At 45.0% G+C, this 19,756-nt stretch carries 13 protein-coding genes and 1 tRNA gene; 10 read left to right on the top strand and 4 right to left on the bottom strand.

All coding sequences use genetic code 11. The annotated features are described in order from the left end of the window. From QUA50_RS15990 to QUA50_RS15945, 10 genes are all read left to right on the top strand, one after another. The coding region (locus tag QUA50_RS15990) for a calcium-binding protein (RefSeq protein ID WP_333261541.1) at positions 1-1,183 on the top strand (1,183 nt) is incomplete at its 5' end. A 387-nt stretch (positions 1,184-1,570) separates the two neighbouring features. Beyond that, positions 1,571-1,642: transfer RNA gene (locus QUA50_RS15985), tRNA-Gly, on the top strand. A gap of 519 nt (positions 1,643-2,161) precedes the next feature. Next, entirely contained in the window at positions 2,162-3,109 is a 948-nt protein-coding gene (gene trhO, locus QUA50_RS15980) for an oxygen-dependent tRNA uridine(34) hydroxylase TrhO (RefSeq protein WP_333261538.1), read from the top strand. Positions 3,110-3,237: 128 nt separating this feature from the next. Further along, positions 3,238-3,894: a glutathione S-transferase gene (locus QUA50_RS15975; protein WP_333261535.1), complete on the top strand. Its 657-nt coding sequence runs from the start codon at positions 3,238-3,240 to the stop codon at positions 3,892-3,894. A gap of 356 nt (positions 3,895-4,250) precedes the next feature. Then, positions 4,251-7,592: a protein DpdE gene (gene dpdE / locus QUA50_RS15970; protein ID WP_333261532.1), complete on the top strand. Its 3,342-nt coding sequence runs from the start codon at positions 4,251-4,253 to the stop codon at positions 7,590-7,592. 492 nt (positions 7,593-8,084) lie between these two features. Then, a complete protein-coding gene (locus tag QUA50_RS15965; RefSeq protein WP_333261529.1) occupies positions 8,085-10,013 on the top strand; it encodes a response regulator in 1,929 nt (642 codons plus the stop codon). Positions 10,014-10,159: 146 nt separating this feature from the next. Further along, entirely contained in the window at positions 10,160-13,594 is a 3,435-nt protein-coding gene (locus QUA50_RS15960) for a PAS domain S-box protein (RefSeq protein ID WP_333261527.1), read from the top strand. A gap of 57 nt (positions 13,595-13,651) precedes the next feature. Next, on the top strand, positions 13,652-14,032 hold the full coding sequence (locus tag QUA50_RS15955) for a response regulator (protein ID WP_333261524.1): 381 nt from the start codon (positions 13,652-13,654) through the stop codon (positions 14,030-14,032). A gap of 116 nt (positions 14,033-14,148) precedes the next feature. Next, positions 14,149-14,607 (top strand): hypothetical protein, encoded by a 459-nt coding sequence (locus QUA50_RS15950; RefSeq protein WP_333261521.1) that lies wholly within the window; start codon positions 14,149-14,151, stop codon positions 14,605-14,607. A 101-nt stretch (positions 14,608-14,708) separates the two neighbouring features. After that, the gene (locus QUA50_RS15945) at positions 14,709-15,089 is read left to right on the top strand and encodes a response regulator (protein WP_333261596.1); all 381 of its coding nucleotides are present in this window, start codon (positions 14,709-14,711) and stop codon (positions 15,087-15,089) included. Between the two features lie 160 nt (positions 15,090-15,249). Here QUA50_RS15945 and QUA50_RS15940 read toward each other — a convergent pair whose 3' ends face one another. The 4 genes from QUA50_RS15940 to QUA50_RS15925 form a co-directional block, all read right to left on the bottom strand. After that, on the bottom strand, positions 15,250-16,482 hold the full coding sequence (locus QUA50_RS15940) for a pentapeptide repeat-containing protein (protein WP_333261519.1): 1,233 nt from the start codon (positions 16,480-16,482) through the stop codon (positions 15,250-15,252). Positions 16,483-16,589: 107 nt separating this feature from the next. Then, on the bottom strand, positions 16,590-17,228 hold the full coding sequence (locus tag QUA50_RS15935) for a Uma2 family endonuclease (RefSeq protein ID WP_333261517.1): 639 nt from the start codon (positions 17,226-17,228) through the stop codon (positions 16,590-16,592). Between the two features lie 273 nt (positions 17,229-17,501). Beyond that, positions 17,502-18,089: a Uma2 family endonuclease gene (locus tag QUA50_RS15930; RefSeq protein ID WP_333261515.1), complete on the bottom strand. Its 588-nt coding sequence runs from the start codon at positions 18,087-18,089 to the stop codon at positions 17,502-17,504. A gap of 43 nt (positions 18,090-18,132) precedes the next feature. Beyond that, positions 18,133-19,299 (bottom strand): pentapeptide repeat-containing protein, encoded by a 1,167-nt coding sequence (locus QUA50_RS15925; protein WP_333261512.1) that lies wholly within the window; start codon positions 19,297-19,299, stop codon positions 18,133-18,135. Positions 19,300-19,756 lie beyond the last annotated feature (457 nt).

Genomic DNA, 19,756 nt, shown 5'->3' with positions numbered 1-19,756 from the left:
CAAAGACGGAATCGTCAGGGCTACAGATGACATTGTAATTTCCGACTTCTTCGGTGCATCGGCGACTGTCGAAGGTGTTGGCTTCATCGAAACTGTGGGCAACCTCACTGGTAGCGAGATTCTGGCTGCTAATTTACCAGACTCACCCACAGCGCCAACACCCACAGCGCCAACACCCACAGCGCCAACTCCCACAGCGCCAACACCCACCGCGCCAACACCCACCGCGCCAACACCCACCGCGCCAACACCGGTTGCACTCCCACCGCGGCCACCCACACCGACACCCACACCGGTTACGACGCCCACACCGGCTACAACACCTACGCCCGTTTTCACTCCCGCGCCCGCTCAAACGATCGCACTTCCGATCGCACCCACATTCACAAACCCGCCCGCACCAAGTGGTTCAACGCTCCAGACGATCGGCAGCAACGGCAATGATGCGATCGTTGGCAGCGACGCTAACGATATCCTGTATGGCCTCAAGGGAAATGACATCTTGGTAGGCAACGGTGGCGAGGACTTGCTCTTCGGAGGCAAAGAAGACGACATCCTATTTGGCAACAACGGTAACGATCTCCTATTTGGCAACGACGGCAATGACACCGTGATTGGAGGCGAGGGTAACGATAGCGAGTTAGGAGGAAAAGGTGACGACTTATTGTATGGCGGCGACGGTAACGATGCCATCAGCGGCGATCGAGGCAACAATACTTTAGCCGGCGACGCTGGAAACGACAGCCTTTACGGCGGCGAAAATAATGATGTTTTGCTCGGCGGTAGCGGCAACGATTTCCTCTTCGGCAAAGAAGGCAACGACATCCTGAGTGGCGTTGACGGCACTGCTGCTAATCTTGGGCTGGGCGAAATCGATACGCTGATTGGCGCTGAAGGCAACGATACTTTCTTGCTGGGAGATGCCACCAAGTTCTACTACAACGATGGTGTCGATAGCGGCACTGGCGCAGGCGACTACGCTTTGATTGTCGGTTTCAACCCGACTGAAGATATCCTCCAACTTCAAGGTGCTCCTAGCACTTATCAGTTAGGTGCTTCACCCGAAGGATTGCCTGCTGGAACCGCTATCTTTAAGAAGACGAATGGCGCGGATGAATTGATTGCGATCGTCCAATCAGTTTCTTTCCTGGCTATTGACAGCAACTCTTTGCGCTTCGTCTAACGGCAAAGTTCGATTCCCCTGGATCGATCGATCGGCGGTTGAAACCGCTTCTTGTCAAACGAAGTCCCTCTCGCTTGAGACTGAGAAATTTAAGTTAGATTAAGTCCTGCCTGCTGTGCAGGACTTTTTTTGTGCGGTGGATGGGCGATCGGGCCCACGCACAATGGACACAGGACTTACGCATGGGGCTCAGAAACCGGGTTTTTTACGAAAATACTTTGTTGAGACCGCTAGATTCGGTAAAAAACCCGGTTTCTTTGGTCGGAGTGCGTAAGTCCTGTTACACTCAAAATCGCCTGATCCAAATCATAAAATAGGTGTATAATGTTTTATAGTCGTTTTTAAGCGTAATTGCTACAAAGTAAAAGCAGCTAAAAAACACTAAGCGCGGGCGTAATTCAGTGGTAGAATGTCAGCTTCCCATGCTGAACGTCGTGGGTTCGAGTCCCACCGTCCGCTTGCGCGAACAGTATTTAAAACCCTTGATAAATCAAGGGTTTTGGCGTTTCTAGGGCTTGTTCTCTGTGGTTGCACAGGATGTTTTTGGAGATAAATACAGAGTTTTTGGAGACAAATACAGGGTTGTTGATGGCTGCTTGGAGACAATTTGGAGACAAAATTGGAGACAATCAAGTGCCTAGACTTGCCAATACGTCCAACACAGTTTCCATATCCGCCAAATCAGCCCTCGACTTTTTGGGTGGTACTTTTAACCCCCATTCCGCACCTCTACTAGACGTAGGGGTCATGGTAAAATTTCAAAATCGACAGGACAACGTTAGCCCTTTGGAGACAATTTGGAGACCACACGGGATACAAAAATCTGATCGGAGGATGTAACCCTTTGCCAGTATCGGGTTCCATGAGTGATGCTTACCTCTTCCGCTGAACCTCATGGGTTCGAGTCCCACCGTCCCCTTTGACTGAATTTTCATATAATTTAATTATGAAAATTAATTACTCTTATCAATTCAATCTATGGCTTATTTCTTAACCGCTGCTTTATATAAGTTCGTTGAACTACCGGATTTTGCTGACCTGAAAGCACCGCTAATCGATTGTTGCAACAACAACAACGTTAAAGGCACTATCTTGCTGGCCCAAGAAGGCATTAATGGCACGATTGCCGGCTCGTCTGAGGGCGTACACGCAGTGCTGGCATTCTTGCGTAGTGACCCGCGTTTTGCGGATCTGGTACACAAGGAATCTTTCTCGGAAAAAGCACCTTTTTACCGCCTGAAAATACGCTTGAAGCGCGAAATCGTCACGATGGGAGTACCGGACATTAATCCCCGCCTCATGGCTGGCAAATATGTCAAGCCTGATGAGTGGAATAAGCTGCTTGACGATCCCGATGTTGTCGTGGTTGATGTGCGTAACGATTTTGAGGTATCTATGGGTACTTTTGAAGGTGCTATTAATCCCAAAACAAAAAGCTTTTCCGAGTTGCCTGAATGGGTGCTGCGGGAAACTGCTTTACGCAATAAACCCAAGGTGGCAATGTTTTGCACGGGTGGTATTCGCTGCGAGAAATCGACTGCTTTTTTGCGTACTCAAGGTTTTGAGGAAGTCTATCATCTCGAAGGCGGAATTTTAAAATATTTGGAAACGGTGCCGGAAGCAGAAAGTCGTTGGGAAGGTGAATGTTTTGTCTTTGATGAACGGGTTTCTGTTGGTCAGGATTTAAAGCCGGGTAACTATGAACTTTGTCGCGGTTGTCGTCACCCGATTAGTCAGGAAGATAAGGCTTCTGAATTATTTGTACAGGGTGTGAGTTGTCCTCATTGTCATGACTCCAAAACTGAAACCAAAAAACAAGCTTTATATGAACGTCAACGTCAGATTGAGCTTGCTAAGCGTCGCAACCAAGTACATATAGGCGCGCGCTACGATGGGAAGGAAAAAGTAGATGGTGCGATCGACTAATAGTATTATTCACTAAGTTCAAAGAAACCCGGTTTCTCGGAAAAATCTTGTTTGACGACGAGAAATATCGAAAGAAACCGGGTTTCTGACCCGAAAAACCCGATCGCGCGATCGACTAAACATATAATATGTCAGCAACATACCCGATTTTGTATTCCTTTCGCCGCTGTCCCTATGCTATGCGCGCGCGCTTAGCCTTGATGGTTAGCAATCGGGTGTGCGAGTTGCGGGAAGTTGTTTTGCGAGACAAACCACCAGAAATGTTGGAAGTATCTGCCAAAGGTACAGTACCAATATTAATTGATGTTGACGGGCGGGTACTAGATCAAAGTATCGATATCATGTTGTGGGCATTGAGACAACACGATTCTGAAAAATGGTTGATGCCACAGCAAGGTTCTGTTACAGAAATGCTGGAACTAATCGCTCTATTTGATGATAGGTTTAAATATCATCTTGACCGTTATAAGTACCCGGATCGCTATCCAGGTGTTGATGCCCAAGTACATCGGTATGAAGGTTCTTTATTTCTGGAAAAACTCAACTCACAGTTAAGCGCTACTAAATATTTGTTTGGTAACAATGTAGCATTAGCCGATATGGCGATCGCACCTTTTGTTCGTCAATTCGCTCATACCGATCGAATTTGGTTCAACGAACAGCCTTGGCCGCCGCTACAAGCTTGGTTAGCAGCGTTTACAGAGTCGGAAATTTATAGCAGTGTTATGCAGAAATATCCGAAATGGGAATCGGGTAATCTAGGAGTTATTTTTGGGCCATCGTAATTACGTATTCTGATATCGAATCCGGTGACATCGGAATTATATAGCATTTCTCAACTATATGAGGTACAAAAATGCTCCCCCCTAATGCGTGTTTTCTCTCCCCAGAATTGCCTTAAATTGTAGGTTGGGTTGAGGAACGAAACCCAACATTTTTCGTAGATTTGTTGGGTGGGTTTAAGAACGAACCCTCCGTTTCAGTCCGCCCAACATTTTTCGTAGATTTGTTGGGTGGCGCTACGCTTAACCCAACCTACAGAAGAGGCTATAAAAGTGACGCAGGCGAAAATCGCACCTTGCTAAAATTTTTAACGTGAAAGGCGTTAGTGTATTCTAGTAAGTATTGTCAGGCTAAAACTATGATTGATGTTGGTTCGTTAGTGCGATCGCCCAGAAACGATTTGGGAGTCGGAAAAGTTGTCGAGGTATCGCGTACCGATGCCGTAGTTGAATATTTTTGCTCAGTAAAAAACCGCTTCCGCAAAAATGTACCCTTAAGTCTACTGCAAGAAGCTAGACTTCAGCGCCAAACCCGCTGCTACCTCTGGAGTACAACTCAGGAAAGATGGATAATTGGGCGAGTTTATGACTGGGATGAAGATAAATTAGAGTACGAAATTGACCTCCCCGACAGCCAAAGTTTGCAAGCTGTTGAAACCGAACTTTACGTTCGCTGCAATATCCCGATCGCCGATCCGATCGACATTTTAGCAGTAAAAGGTCAAGAAACGCCGTATTTTCACGATCGCCGATTGGCATTCGTTCAATCTGCGATCGAACAGCGGGCCGTCAGCCGCGGCATGACCGGTTTAATTTCTGCTAACATAGACCTCTATCCGCACCAAGTTGAAGTCGTCCGGCGCGTCCTAGAAGACCCAATCGTGCGCTATTTATTGGCAGACGAACCAGGACTCGGAAAAACAGTAGAAGCCGGGACAATTCTCCGCCAATTTCTGCTAGATGAACCCACCGGACGCGCTGTGGTACTGGTTCCGAAATACTTGCTCGAACAGTGGCGGCAGGAGTTGGAAAATAAATTCTATTTGTCTCATTTTGCTGACCGAGTGCAGCTTGTTGCTGTTAGCGACATCAATCAAGTTAGCCGCAACGCCAACCTGGATTTTTTAATTGTTGATGAAGCGCATGATGTTGCGGCAATGGCACATTCGAGCGATCGCGCTCAGCAGCAGTCTTTTGAACTCTGTCAGAAACTCGCTCACAAAAGCAAAAATTTATTGTTATTATCTGCAACGCCAGTTCTCGGTCGCGAGCAAGATTTTCTAACGATCCTGCACTTGCTAGATCCCACAACTTACCGTCTTGATGACCTGGAAAGCTTCAAAGAACAGGTGCAAAACCGTCAACAAATCGGCCGCGCTTTGCTGGATTTTAGAGAAAATGCTAAGCCAGCAGTTTTGCAAACAAAACTAGCTCAACTTCGCACTATTTTTGCCAAAGATGATTATTTAATCGGATTAGCAAGTGAGTTAGAAAGTTGTTTGAAAACGGAAGAAACTGCAGAACAGGCTCGGCTTGTGCAAACTATTCGTACTCACGTTAGAGATACCTACCGCCTGTATCGTCGCCTCCTTCGCAACCGCCGGGATGCGGTTGAAGATGTGATTTTCGATAGAGATGCTGTCCCCAAAACTGAGTACGATCTGAATGACGAACAGTGGTCGGAAATTCAAACCGTACTCGATAAATGGCGCACAGTCGCTCCCAAGTCGAGTGAATATCAGAGAATTTTTCTGCTGTTTTTCCGCGCTTCCGGTACTTGGCTGAATGTTTTAGAACGGGTTGTCAAAGCTCGCTTGCAGAAAAAATCGACTCCAGAACTCGATCGCGAATTCGGACAAAATGACACGGCAATTTTGACCAAAACGGAGCTGTTTCCCGAAGAAAGGGAAATGCTGGAAACCTTGCTAAATACCCTGGAAAAGCCCCAGGAAGGGCTCGATCGACTGAGTTTGTTACGAATCGCCATTCTCCGATTTCTCGCAGTTGCTTTGAAGGTTCCGCGCGAGTATCACAGCAAACCTCGCGATTTGCTGTCGAGAATTCAACAGCAAATTAAACGGCCGATTCCGGGCGAGCGTTTCCCAAAAATTGTAATTTTTACCAGTTTTACGGCAACTTGTAAAGAGATTGCGGAAAATTTAGCTAAAATCTTTGGTAAAAATGCGATCGCCAGCCATGACACGAGCAAATCGGCTGATGATGTTGAGGCTAGTCTCAAGCGGTTTAAGACTGAACCCCATTGTTTTATCTTAGTGTGCGATCGATCGGCGGAAGTAGGGGTAAACCTGCAATTTGTTGATTGGTTAATTCACTTCGATTTGCCGTGGTTTCCCAACCAGTTAGAACAAAGACTCGGCAGAGTCGATCGCATTGGCAGCAAAATGGGAGTGCAATTTTGTTTGTTTGCAGGCCCGGATTTGCCAGAGAGTCCCCATGAAGCTTGGTTTCAAGTTTTAAAAGATGGGTTTGATATCTTCAACAAATCTATTGCCAGCCTTCAGTTTTATGCTGAGGAAAAACTTCTCAAACTGGAAGAAAATTTGTTTGCTGAGGGAGCAAAGGGCTTATCCAGCGAAATTGAAGCGATTAAAACAGAACTCGAACAAGAGAAAATCAAAATAGACGAACAGTACGTTCTCGATGAAATTGATACTCTTGATGACAGTGCATCTCAGTATTTTGAATCTCTGGACAATTGCGATGCTAAGCATAAAGAAATGCAGCGGGCTACTGAAGGTTGGTTGTGTCAAGCTCTCCACTTCAAACAAATCGAACATCCGAGTGTATCGGGGCTTCTGCGCTATCAACCCACTCAAAAAACTTTGATTCCCTCAAACGATTTGAGAACCAGATTGATTCCTTATTGCCAGCAGTATGGCAGTTACAATCGCCGTATTGCTCATCAAAATGCGGATGTCGCTCTTTACCGCATTGGTGAGGGATTGATCGATGCACTTGGCTCTTATATTCGCTGGGACGATCGCGGTCAAGCTTTTGCCATGTGGCGGCATGATGAAAGTTGGGATGCTGCACCTGGGAAGGAGTGGTTCGGCTTCCAGTTTAATTATTCCATCCAGACTGATGTGCAGCCGGCCGAGCAAGTTTTGCAAGCACAAAATATCGAAAATTACAATTTGAAAGCTTTGCAGCGCCGCGCTGATGCTCTGTTTATCCCAACTTTTGAAACTGTGTTTGTAGATGCTCGCAGCGAGCAGATGTCTCTGGTGGAAGATGCGGAAAATCTAGCGATTTTGCAGCGGGATTATAAGGGAAAAGGCGGGCCGAATCGGGATTACAATTTGTCGAAAAATCGCACGTCGCTGATTGACAGTTTTGTCGATCCGCTAGAATGGGATGATTTTTGTCAAAAGGGGCGGGTGGTATCTGAGGAGTTGCTGCGCGGGCGATCGGCTTTTGTGGAAATGTGCAATAGTTTCGCTGTTACTGCTGCTATCCAACTCGAAAACCGGGTGAATCAATTGCAGTTGCGCTTGAATCGACTTTCTAAATCCGAACAACTTTTAGCATCGGTTTTAGCTGATGAAATCAAAACGGAAAGTTTGTTGAGTGAAGCGGTTTTAGCTGGTATTCGCCGCCCGCACATGACTCTTGAGTCTGTGGGTTTTATTGTGATTTCTGGGCGTCCTCCTGCTGCTGTAAAGTCGGAGGATGAAGGATAATTTGTTTGGGAGGGCGATCGCTCTTTTTGAGGGCGATTCCCTACGGGATAGCTTCGCTTCACGCTTTTTTTTAACCGCAGATGCAGGCGGATAAACGCGGATGGACGCAGATGAAGGAAGGGGCGATCGGTTTTATCTAATACCAATTTTGTATGAGTCTGCACATATCTCGATCCCCCCTTTGTAGGGGCGGTGCTACCCCTACTCCCCGTGCCCGCCCCTACATAGGGTGGGACAAGATTCTTCTCGAAGTCAACCCCTACTCTCCAACAATCAGGGGGAGTAGGGGGTATGCGAGGGGGATCGAGATATGTGCAACTTCACATTAAATTGGTATAAACTGCAGAAGTGACAGCAATTTTTAGGCGATGGGACTGCAAAAATGGTAAGATAAAAGGAGTAGTAATAAGTAGCAGTTATTTAGTAAAAAGCCACGCTTCGGCCTGACATTAAAGCGCGTCGATCGCATGGCAATTTAACCGCACAGCCAAAATGAAGAAGTCTCCGATAAAAATTCTGCTCGTAGAGGACGATGGAGGGCTGAGTGCAACACTGGCAAATGTGTTGGAAGCAAATCATTACGGCTTCGATCGGGCAAATGACGGACAAGTGGGCCTAGAGTTGGCAGCAGCAATTGAGTACGATCTAATTGTGTTAGACGTGCAGGTTCCCAAACTCGATGGAATTAGTCTATGTCGGCAATTTCGATCGCAAGGCTACTGCAAACCGATCCTGTTAATGACGGCAAAGGATTCAGATGCTGAGGTGGTGGCTCTTTTAGATGCGGGAGCCGATGATTACATCAGCAAGCCTTTTGCTACGGAAGTATTACTGGCAAGAATCCGAACTTTGTTGCGACGCAGTAAAGCACTTTCCCCAGGAGGTTTTACTCCGAATTCAGCGGCTAATACATTGACTTGGGGAGAGCTTTGTTTAGATTTAGAGTCTGGTAGAGTGACGTTTTGCGAAGAAATAATTTCACTGACACCGACAGAATATAATCTGCTGGAATTATTACTGCGGAATCCCGATCGCATTTTTAGCCGCCATGCTATTTTGGATCGTCTGTGGGGATTTGACGACGCACCAACAGATCGCGCCATTATCACTCATATTAAGGATGTCAGAAAGAAACTGAAGGCAGGCGGTTTAACTGAAGAAATCATCGAAACAGTTTATGGCATGGGCTATCGACTGAAACCTTACCCCCAATCTGCGTCGTCTTGTTCAAATAATCCTGGGAGCGATCGCACTCACAAACATCAATTTCGCGTGGTAGATAAGTCTGAGAGCGACAAAGTTTTAGAGCGGTTTCGGGGAAGCTTCAACCAACAAGTTGCTGTATTGGAGCAGGCAAAAACGGATTTATTAGCCGGAAAGTTAGAGACTGAATTACAGCAAGTGGCTAAACATGAAGCTCATAAATTGGTCGGTTCTCTGGGGTCTTTTGGTTATCCCGAAGGATCGAAATTTGCACGCTATGCAGAGAATTTGCTCATAAACGATCGCTCTTTGACTGCTGAGGAAATTACTCGCTTCTCGGAATTGGTGGCAGGATTACAGCAGGAATTAGCCAAAACACCTATTAGATCAACGGCTGCACCAGTTTCTACTATTTCAATTTTTAACTATCGGGTTTTGGTAGTTGATGATGATGCTGCATTAACGGAGCGATTGAAAGTAGAATCCGAAGCTTGGGGATTTCGGATGAAAATTGCGCCGAATATTACTGCAGCCCGATCGCATCTTGCTCTGTCAATGCCCGATGTGATGTTACTAGATTTAAGTTTTGCAGAGACAGAGGAAGATGGATTGACGCTACTGCGAGAACTGACCGAGCGATCGCCTAACCTGCCTATAATTGTCTTTACCGGACGAGATAGTCTTCCCGATCGCTTAGCTGTATCGCGCTTAGGTGCTAAGCAATTTCTCCACAAACCTGCAACCACCGAGCAAATTTTTCGAGCGATTTCCCGTGTTTTACCCACTCCCAAAACTTCTGAAGCCAAAGTCTTAATCGTAGATGATGACCCTGTGATCCTGGTTACATTATCAGCGTTACTGACTCCTTGGGGAATTGAGGTGACAACCCTCAAAGAACCACAGCAATTTTGGGATGTGTTAATTAGCACAGAGCCCGATTTAATAGTGCTGGATCTAGAAATGCCGATCGTCAGCGGCTTAGAATTGTGTCAAGTCGTTCGACAAGATATCCAATGGGAAAATTTACCGATTTTGGTGGTGACAGCCCATACCGAGCCAGAATCTCTGCAACAAGCCTTTGCAGCGGGAGCCGATGATTTTATTACCAAGCCGGTACTAGGGCCTGAATTAGTCACGCGGGTACTCAGCCGAATCAGGCGCAGTCGTCCTTTACTTAAACCGAGAAATATAGGACTTACGCACAGCCTGAATATATAGTCTTTTGTAGGGGCAAACCCCCCGTGGTTGCCCCCATACCTGGGATGATTGCTTAAGTCCTCAAATACTTAAATAGAACTTACGCACGAGGGCTAAAAACCCGGTTGATGCCTCAATCTCAAAAATGTAATTAATTAAGTAGATCGATGATAGAACCTACTGATAAAAATTATGGGAAATGGCAACAACAGCCACAGCAAATCCTGGCTAAAACAGCACTTTCTCTCCCCGAATCCCTCAAACTAGAAGATATTCTCAACACTACGGTAACGGAGATCAGAAACATTCTGCAATGCGATCGCGTAATTATCTTGCAATTTGCTCCTGACTGGAGCCCAAAAGTGGTCGTAGAGTCAGTTGGTTCAGAATGGACACCAATCTTATCCACTCAGATACAGGAGCCTTGCTTGCTTGAAAGCTATATCGAACCCTTCAAACAAGGCTTATTCACATCTAAATCCGATATTTATACTGCCGGAATTGATACTTGTCACCCGGACTTATTGGCAAATTTTCAAGTTAGAGCTAACCTGGTTATTCCTATCCTTAAGGGAGAAGAACTTTGGGGATTATTGATTGCCCATCAGTGTGCAGCACCTCGCGAATGGCAAGCATCAGAAATTGAACTCATGGGACAGCTAGCAACTCAAGCTGGAATTGCCATTCAGCAAGCTGATTTATTTGAGCAAGTACAAACGGAAGTGAGAGAGCGCCAACAAGCAGAAATTGCCCTACAACAACTCCATACTGAACTCGAACAACGAGTCATAGAACGGACGGCAGAACTCACTGAAGTCAACGATAGCTGCCAACAATATATCAATCAAGTTGAAGACCTCTATAATAATGCTCCCTGTGGCTATCATTCCCTAGATGCTGCAGGAACAATAATTATGATTAATGATACGGAACTGAAGTGGTTAGGCTATACCCGCGAGGAAATTGTATACAAAACTAGATATTTCGATTTAATGACACTTGAAAGTAAAAATATTTTTTATCAAAACTTTCCCTTATTTAAAAAACAAGGCTGGATCGAGAATGTAGAGTTTCAGATGTTGAAAAAAAACGGAACCTCCATGTGGTTCAACTTAAATGCTACAGCAATTTATGATGAAGCAGGTAACTTCATGATGAGTCGTTATAGCGTATTTGATATCACCGATCGCAAACAGACTGAAGAAGCATTCCGCCAATATGAACGCATCGTCTTCAATACAACAGATGGGATTGTGTTGATGGATCGCAACTATATTTATCAAATAGTCAATCAAGCTTATTTGACTTGGTGCAACAAATCTGAAAGCGAAGTTATCGGAAATCATGTTAGGAACATCCTGGATGGAGATGTGTTCGATAATATGATAAAACCTCGGTTAGACAGATGTTTGGATGGCGATAAAATTCAGCATGAAAACTGGTTTACTTCTCCCAATTTAGTCAGGCAATTTTTGAGCGTTACTTATACACCTTTACGTGATGCAGGCCAAAATATTGTAGGGATAATCGTTATTCTGCGCGATCTGACTAAACTTAAACAAGCCGAACAAATGCTGGAGCTTCAGGCTGTCATTACCCGCAACATGGCGGAAGGCATTTGCTTAGTAAGAACCGAGAATGGAGTAATTGTCTATGCCAATCCTAAATTTGAGCAGATGTTTGGCTATGACTCTGGCGAACTCAACGGTCAGCACGTTTCGATTCTCAACTATGGCAGCGAATCAGTCAGCCCTGAAGAGGTAAATCAAGCCATTCGGTCTGCTGTTTTACAAAAGGGTGAATTTAGTTATGAAGTTCAGAATGTCAAGAAAGATGGGACTCCATTTTGGTGTAGTGCCACTTGCTGTGTATTCAATCATTCCGACTACGGCGATGTTCTGGTGGCCGTTCATCAAGATATCACAGTAGCGAAGCACCTCGAAGAAGTTCGACAAGAGGCGGAAGCAGCCTTACTGCAGAAATCCCGGAAGGAAAATTTGCTCTGGAGGATTACTCAAGGGATTCGCCAATCTTTGGATCTGAATGCGGTTCTCAATACTGCTGTTACTGAAATCAGGCAGACATTACAAACCGATCGCACTGCCATTTACCGCTTTAATCCTGATTGGAGTGGTGATTTTGTTGTGGAGTCAGTTGGTGAGGACTGGGTAAAACTGATAGGAAGCGAGCTTCAAAATAATTGTGCAGATACCTATCTGCAAGAAACTCACGGCGGTCGATTCCGCAATCATGAAAGTTTTGTTGTTAATAATATTTACAGCGCTGAACTTCAACCCTGTCATATCGAGCTAGTGGAACAATTTCAAGCAAAAAGTTATGCAGTTTTCCCGATATTTTTGAGAGAAACTCTCTGGGGTTTGTTAGCTATATACCAAAATACAGCACCTCGTCAATGGCAATCTTGGGAAATAGAATTACTTGAACAGATTGCCAGCCAATTGTCGATCGCCATTCAGCAATCCAAACTCTACCGACAACTTCAGCTAGAACTGCAAGAACGCAAGCAAGCCGAAGCCACGATCCGAGAAGCCGAACGACGCTGGCGATCGCTCTTGGATAACGTGCAGTTGATTGTTGTCGGACTTGATATAGAGGCAAATGTCAATTATGTCAATCCTTTCTTCTTAAAAATTACGGGATATACTAACCTAGAAGTTATCGGAAAAAATTGGTTTGAAAACTTCTTACCCGGTTCTCTTCAAGAATCAGTTAAAATTGTTTTTTCGGAAGTTTTAGGCCATAAATTTCATCCTTATTATCAAAATTTTATCTTGACAAAATCTGGTGAAGAACGGTTCATTGCTTGGAACAATACCATGCTGCAAGATTCAGAGGGAAACATCATTGGAACTATCAGCATTGGGGAAGATATTACCGAACGGCAAAAGCTCGAACACATTAAAAATGAGTTCATTGGCATTGTCAGCCATGAACTTCGCACTCCTTTGACAGGAATTCAAATGTCCTTGGGACTAATAAAAAGTGGGGTTTATGATAAAAAGCCGGAAAAATCTAGACGCATGATTGAAATCGCCCTCCTCGATACCAATCGTTTAGTGAACCTGGTTAATGATATTTTAGATTTGGAGCGCCTAGACTCCGGGCGGGCAATTGTGGAAAAAACCGTTTGCAAAGCTGCCGATTTGATGCAGCAAGCGGTAGATAGCACTCAGGCGATCGCTACTCAACAGCAGGTATCATTAATCGTTACCCCCACGGATGCAGAAGTCTGGGCAACAGGAGATGCGATCGTCCAAACCTTAACAAATTTGCTCAGTAATGCGATTAAATTCTCACCTGCCGATTCCACAATTCATCTGAGTGCCGAAAACCAGACAGACTTTGTGCTGTTCCGAGTTAGCGATCGGGGACGAGGCATTCCTGCCGATAAACTAGAACTCATTTTTGGGCGATTTCAGCAAGTCGATGCCTCCGACTCCCGTGAAAAAGGAGGCACAGGTTTAGGTTTAGCAATCTGTCGCAGTATAGTGGAACGGCATGGTGGCAAAATCTGGGCCGAAAGTATCTTAGGTGAAGGCAGCACATTTTGCTTCACCCTACCCTTAGCCATCATTGAATAACGCTTAGATTCATCTGTACCGTCAATCCCAAATCCAAAATCTCCAATCCCAAATCCGATGACACACAGACAAATTCTAGTTGTTGACGATGAAGAACACCTTCGGGAACTTGTGCAAGCCTGCTTAGAAGATTTAGGCGGATGGAAAACAGTGGGGGCAGCATCGGGAGAAGAATGTTTACAAATCGTGCAAACAGAACAACCCAACGCTATTTTGCTGGATATATCTATGCCGGGAATGGATGGGTTTGCTGTGTACGAGATCCTTCAATCCGATCCGATTACTCGATCGATTCCAGTGATTCTGCTGACAGCGAAAGTTTTGCCCAGCGATCGAGCTAAATTTGCCCAAATGGCGGTAGCTGGGGTAATTGCCAAACCGATCCAACCCATCACTTTGACCGAAGAAGTAGCAGAGATTTTGGGATGGAATGAATAAATTTTACCATTTTTGTGAATTTTTGTAACAATAACGGAATCTTTACCAATTCCTTACCGTTGCTATTTAGTCTCCTGTTATGCAGCTAACAGTTCTTTGCATTAGGAGGAGACTCAATGAATGCTTTTCAGGCTTTGAATGATATAAATCAGGATCTCGCAGGTTCATTTTCCGGTTTGCCGGCTCGTTGTCAGCAATCCACACTTTGGATTCCTCATACAGAGGAAATACCGATCGCAGGTATAAAAATTCAAGAAAAGGATGCGACACTTATCGTTAAAGTTCACATCTCTGACATTCATCTTGTCAAATTGAATCTCCAAATCACTCCAGAAACTGTTTTAATCCAAGGTCAACCTACCGAATCGGCTGGAGTAGAAGGTTATTTCCTTCCTAGTGGATTTCAAAGTCTCATCCCGTTGCCCCACCGCGTACATCCTGAAATTTATGGGACTGAAATACACTCGGATGGTTTAACAATTCAGCTTGCTAAAGAATTGAGAGTTCCGCCATCCGAAGTTCGGATTCAACTCTCAACTGCAAATTTTAGCGATTGCTTAAAGATGGGTATTTGACACCCAATTGGCAACCGAAAGATTGATTTTTAATCAACCTAAATAAAATGAACACTTTGCTATTAGCTAATTATGATGGCAGTCTCCTGCCCGAAAACAAGATGAAAGGGAAGCAAATTCTCATCGTTGACGACCAAGAACACCTCCGCGAACTGATACAGTTGTGCCTGGAAGACATCGGGGGATGGAACACGCTGGTGGCAGAATCAGGAGAAGAATGTTTACAAATCCTACAAACAGAACGACCTAATGCTATTTTGCTGGATATATCAATGCCCGGAATGGATGGGTTTGCTGTGTACGAGATCCTCCAATCCGATCCGATTACTCGATCGATTCCAGTGATTCTGCTGACAGCAAGAGTGATGTCAAGCGATATGGCTGAATTTGCCAAAATGGGCGTTGCTGGGGTAATTCGCAAACCATTTGAACCCACCACCCTGCCGGGAAAAGTGGCAGAGATGTTGGGATGGGATGATTGACACTCCCCGGTATGGCAGACGCAGGATTTTTAAGAGTTTACCTCTAAATTCATAGAGTTGCTGCTTCAATCGATAGTTTAAAGGTGAAATTCCATCGCACAGGCGTAACGCCCGTGCCACAATAGAAGCGGATAAATAAAAGGGCTTTCGCACTTACTGACTAAACCTCCTCAAAAATCGCGCCTCGCTGCTGTAGATTCACCTGCATTTCCTCATCCATTCCTGAATTGTTCCCGAATCTGGCTGACTCGACATTCGCACCGCTGAAATTAGTATTTGTTAAGTTCACTTCCAGCAGATTTGCGCCGCTCAAATTAGCACCGCTGAGGTTAGCTAAAGCTAGACTTGCTTTGTGCAAATCTGCGCCACTTAAATCAGCATTTCCTAAGAAAGCCCCACTCAAATCTGCACCGCCGAATTTGGCATTTTGCAGGTTGGCGTCGCTGAAATCGGCATCGTTTAAGGTTGCACCCCGGAAATTTGTGCGATCGAGATTTGCGCTGCTAAAATCCACTGCACTTAAAGTCGTTCCGCGCAAGCTGCTACCCGCGAAATCTAGTGCTGGATTGAGATTGGCGATTTTTGCCAACTCTACAAAGTTGTCGGTTTCAGCGGAGATAATGCGATCGACCATTTCCTGCAATTGGGATTCAGCTTCCGGGACAATTTCCACTTCGCGCGGTTCAACCGGAGGCAAATTGTAGGACAATAGCGCCCAACTGAGGGCAGGTTGGAGTTTATTTGCTTGCAGGTATACAGTCAGGATTCTTTCTAAAACCGAATGTTGATTTGGCGTGATCTCGTGCGGCCACAAACCCTCCGCATCTGTGAGATTAATATCTTCTTTAGCCACTTCAAAAGCCGCTGCCATCCGAAATTCTTTGGCAGTAATTTCTCCCAGCTTAGCGCTTTTTAGCAAACCTTTTAATACTGATTTGCCCTGTTCCACTGCAAAAATCCAAGCTGGGGTTGTATCGTCGCCGATCGTGGAAACGTGACAAAATATGCTCTCTGTCTCCTTAATTTTTTCCAAATTCTCGCCGCCCTGAACTTCCCGCTGACTTTCGCTCGCTAAATTTTCTGTACTGCTTGGAATTGGCAGGGTTTCTTCTATTGGCAAAAGCTTGAAAGAACCGACTAACTGACGTGAGGCTACGGGTATTTCGCAGTTTTCTAGATAGAGTTTGAGCGTCCCGCCTTGCAGACCAAATTTGACGCGACCACCTAGCAGGGGTTCCCAATGCTCGTTAAAATTCAGGCTTAAGTGAATGTCGAACTGCTTGGTTTGGGGTGCAACCGATGGAAATGGAATTGCTTCAAATTGCATCCACAAGCAATCTGGGTATTTGTTGTGAGACTCTAGCGATCGCATATCGGGTAGAATTGCTGGCACTACCAGTTTGTAATTGATATTTAAATTAGTTTATCATCTCTATTTTATCACAACACAGCTTTTTATCGTGGATAAAATTGTAAATTTTGTTTAATTTCCCCCGCCTTTCATTGGTTTTGCTGAATTTGGCTTTTTACCCAATTCCGAAATGCTTTTACTAATTCCAAATAGTCCATTGTTTCTGCTTGTTCCAAAAATCTGACAATCTCTAAAACCGCCACACTGGGAAATGCTAAACTGATCTCGCACTCAACGTATTCTCCATTTTCCAATCTGTTGATTCTGAATCGCGATCCATTATAAATCCAAACTTCCGGCACTCTCAGATCCGCATAAACCTGCAAACTATTTTCGGAACGACTGGTAATATCAATTTCTACCACTAAATCCGGTGGCGGATCTTGATTCATGTCGATTCTTTTTTTGCCTTTAACTGCACTCAGATTCTGAATGTAAAAACATTTATCTGGTTCTTTACCGCTAAGTTCAGGACGTTTAAATGTGGTAGAACCAAGAGGTTCAATTTTCACATCTAATTCTTCAGCTAAGGTTTCCACAAATCGACCCAATACTTCTTTGAAGCGTTCGTGTTCTGGAGAAGATACCATAATTTCAAGATGGCCGCGATTGTATGTCAGTCGAATTTGCCGATCGCCGATTTCGGCAAGCAAATTTTCGTAGGTTTGCCAACTGATACCCGATAGCTGGACGCTTTGTTCTGGCCGAGCGAGAGTTTGAGCAGTCATCTGATTTTAGATTTTAGATTTTAGATTTTAGATTTCTCCCGCGAATAAATCCGGGGTCAGAAACCAAATTGTTTTGGATGATAGCGATTAAAAGGGCGGGTTTTTGAGATTGTCAATTATTGGCAGATATTTTTCGTGCACCCGCGCCTACCCTATTAGGGGTAATCGATCTGACATAATATCATTCCTTTGCACTTTTAGATTATATCATCGAAAAAAGCTCGATCGCTCTTTAATTACTGAGTTAAAATATGTGCTATCGAGCCAGAATGTTTAGTCACCACTCTGCGCGGGAAATACCGAAGACAAATCTAGAGACAAATCTGGGAAACCTGGAATTACCACAACCTCATTCGGCAAAACCACTCGTTTGACTCGATAATCGAAACCACCTCTTTGTTTCTGGTAAGGTTCGCTGTGCATTTCCAGTTGATTATCAACCAAATTAAATATCCAATAATTAGAAATTCCCGATTCAGCATAGAGAGATAACTTGGTTCTCCTGTCGTACTTCAAAGTAGAATCGGAAACCTCAATTACCAGCAAAATATCAGGAGGCTCCGGGTGAGAAGATAAATAATTGTCAGAACGATTGCGGGCAATCACAACATCAGGCTCTGGTTCGCTATCAGCCGACAAAATAATGGGCTCTTGACCGCGCACGATCGCTCGTTCTTCCAGCAGTGGGTACAATTTTTTAAGCAATAGCGAATTACAAACAGAGTGAAACGTACCTTTAGCAGCCATAATGATAATTTCTCCGCGAATCAATTCAACTCGCTCATCGGGGGCGAAAAATCCCAGTTCTCCCAAACGGTGATATTCGGTGATGGAGAATCGTTTTGCAGTTACGGCAGTCATAGCTTTTCTTACCCTCGACCATTACCAACCTTTCCAATTAATTCTATTCAAAAATCCCGCCCCGTGCCATCAATTCAACCTTCAGGGCTTCCGAAATTCCGACACAACCCAAAAACTTCGCATTTTTAACCACCGTATTTTTCAAATCAGCGCGGCTCAAATCAGCACCGTTTAAATTCGCACCACTCAAATTAACACCGCTTAAATCTGCATTCTTGAAATCAGTATTTGTCAAATTTGCATTTACTAAAATCGCATTCGGTAAATAAGCACTGCTCAAATTGGCGCCGGTTAAATTTGCACCGCTCAAATTCGCCCTGGGCAGCTTTGTCCGCAAATCGGCACCGCTCAAATTGGCGCTGCTCAGTTCAGCATCCCGCAAATTAGCATTGCACAAATTAGCATCAATTAAAATAGCAGCGCTCAGCAAAGCACCGCTGAGATCGGCCAAAGTCAAGTCTGCTCCCTGGAGGTTGGTTTCGCGCAAATCCGCACCGTTAAAATCAGTGTAGTGCAAGTCAAAACCGCTTAAATTAGCCCCAGCAAAATCCTCAATCGGATTTAAACCCACTGTTTCTGCAAGTTGTACAAAACTCTTATTTTTATCAGTTAAAAACAGTTCGCGGACGATCGCCAATTGCTCCTGTCGGTACTGGTTAGCCTTCTCGTAATCTGCTAAATACTTGTAGCCGATCTTCAAATTCTTGAGAGCATTGCGCTCAATGCGATCGTCCTTGCTGGCGCGCGCGATCGACAACTGCTCCTGATAACATTCGATCGCACCAGGCAAATCTCCCTTAGCATCGTAAGCTAGCGCCAAATTGCCCAAAGTTTCGAGCTCAGAGCGCCCGTCGCCAGTATCCCGCGCGATCGCCAAACGCTGCTGCTGGTAATCAATAGCACTAGAAAAATCCTCAAGAGCACAGCAAGCATTGCCCAAATTTCCCAAAGCATTGGCCTCGCCCCGGCGATCGCCAATTTCCCGCGCTAACATCAAATGCTGCTGGTAGCAGTCGATCGCCCGAGCATAATTCAAGAGCGCTTCGTAAGCTACGCCCATATTACCCAGCGCCGCACCCGATCGGCGCTTATCGTCCATTGAGCGATACAGCCCCAGCGCTTCCTGCCAAGAATCCAGGGCCGCCTCAAATTGGCGCGCCTGATATTGCGAAATCCCCTGCTTGATTAGCTCGCTAGCTTGTTCGCTCATAATGTCCAAATTAGTTAATAACTAAAGCTGATATTAACTGAGATATTGCACCATTCTCGCTTAACAGGCAAGATGCCTGTTCCACAAGAAAATTCACTCTTTGTGGAACAGGCCGGAAAGCGTTCCACAAGAAAATTCACTCTTTGTGGAACAGACATCTTGCGCTTAACAGGCTTTCCGGCCTGTGAAGCGAGAAAATTCACTCTTTGTGGAACAGGCCGGAAAGCCTGTTCATAAAAAGCTGATTGAGAATGGTGCAAGATTTCAGTATGGCCCATCCCCCTCTCCCCCATCCGTATTTTCACGTCCGTACAAAAAAAAGACAAAAAAAAGAGAGAGCTACCTAAGTAACTCCCTCTGCCATCAGGGTGCATCTACATAACACAATATAACACGAACGGGATGAGGGGTGTCACCCCCAAACGTGAAGATGTTGTAAAGAAATGTAGATTAATTA

The organism is Microcoleus sp. M2_D5, assembly GCF_036701935.1.
GTDB lineage: Bacteria > Cyanobacteriota > Cyanobacteriia > Cyanobacteriales > Microcoleaceae > Microcoleus.
Note: the sequence above shows the minus strand (reverse complement) of the source record. Positions and strands in the feature narration are given on the sequence as shown.

Coding starts and splice junctions, on each gene's coding strand:
- trhO (WP_333261538.1), top strand. CDS start 2,162: ATGGCTTATTTCTTAACCGCTGCTTTATATAAGTTCGTTGAACTACCG.
- QUA50_RS15975 (WP_333261535.1), top strand. CDS start 3,238: ATGTCAGCAACATACCCGATTTTGTATTCCTTTCGCCGCTGTCCCTAT.
- dpdE (WP_333261532.1), top strand. CDS start 4,251: ATGATTGATGTTGGTTCGTTAGTGCGATCGCCCAGAAACGATTTGGGA.
- QUA50_RS15965 (WP_333261529.1), top strand. CDS start 8,085: ATGAAGAAGTCTCCGATAAAAATTCTGCTCGTAGAGGACGATGGAGGG.
- QUA50_RS15960 (WP_333261527.1), top strand. CDS start 10,160: ATGATAGAACCTACTGATAAAAATTATGGGAAATGGCAACAACAGCCA.
- QUA50_RS15955 (WP_333261524.1), top strand. CDS start 13,652: ATGACACACAGACAAATTCTAGTTGTTGACGATGAAGAACACCTTCGG.
- QUA50_RS15950 (WP_333261521.1), top strand. CDS start 14,149: ATGAATGCTTTTCAGGCTTTGAATGATATAAATCAGGATCTCGCAGGT.
- QUA50_RS15945 (WP_333261596.1), top strand. CDS start 14,709: ATGAAAGGGAAGCAAATTCTCATCGTTGACGACCAAGAACACCTCCGC.
- QUA50_RS15935 (WP_333261517.1), bottom strand. CDS start 17,228: ATGACTGCTCAAACTCTCGCTCGGCCAGAACAAAGCGTCCAGCTATCG.
- QUA50_RS15930 (WP_333261515.1), bottom strand. CDS start 18,089: ATGACTGCCGTAACTGCAAAACGATTCTCCATCACCGAATATCACCGT.
- QUA50_RS15925 (WP_333261512.1), bottom strand. CDS start 19,299: ATGAGCGAACAAGCTAGCGAGCTAATCAAGCAGGGGATTTCGCAATAT.